The organism is Collinsella aerofaciens, assembly GCF_032584215.1.
Lineage (GTDB): Bacteria > Actinomycetota > Coriobacteriia > Coriobacteriales > Coriobacteriaceae > Collinsella.
In genome coordinates this window covers 1-526 of the sequence record NZ_JAWHPN010000094.1, presented here as the reverse complement: position 1 = coordinate 526, position 526 = coordinate 1, and the positions used below count along the sequence as shown (strand labels likewise).

At 72.6% G+C, this 526-nt stretch carries 1 protein-coding gene; it reads left to right on the top strand.

Features of this window, described 5'->3' with window-relative positions; translation table 11 throughout:
* Nucleotides 1–512 (top strand): hypothetical protein (locus RX395_RS09905; protein ID WP_457921685.1); only part of this gene is annotated, 512 nt, incomplete at its 5' end.
* Between the last annotated feature and the right edge of the window lie 14 nt (nucleotides 513–526).

Sequence of the window (526 nt, the reverse complement as noted above, 5' to 3'; positions counted from 1 at the left end):
TCGCGTCGCTGGGGATGCCCGTGCGCGAGGCGCTCTCCCCGGCGGGGACGCAGAGGAGGCGCCCGGGGCAGGGAAAGTGCGACGAGGCGGACGCGGAGAGGGCCGCCCGCGCGGCGATGTCCGGCTCGAAGCTCGGGACCCCCAAGAGCCAGGACGGGTGGGTCGACGGGGTGCGCTGCATGCTCGCGGCGCGCTCCGGGGCGGTGAAGGCGCGGACCTCGGCGATCAACACCGCGAGGTCCCTGCTCACCACCGCGCCGGAGGGGCTCAGGTCGAGGTTCCGCGGGATGGCGGGGCCGAGGCTGATGGAGGAGCTCCCCTCCGTGCGCGCCGAGGGCGCGCTGGGCGCCGCGCTCGGCGCGCTGGCGGACCTGTGGGCGGCGGCGCGCGACGCGGCGCTTGTTAGCGTCAATCTATTTTTCACCAGTTTCGCTAAACAGGCGCGCCGTTCGCGCAAAGGCGGTTTCACCGGTTGCGCTAACGTATTTTCACCGATTCCGGTCACGGCTTGACGGGGCCGTCCCTC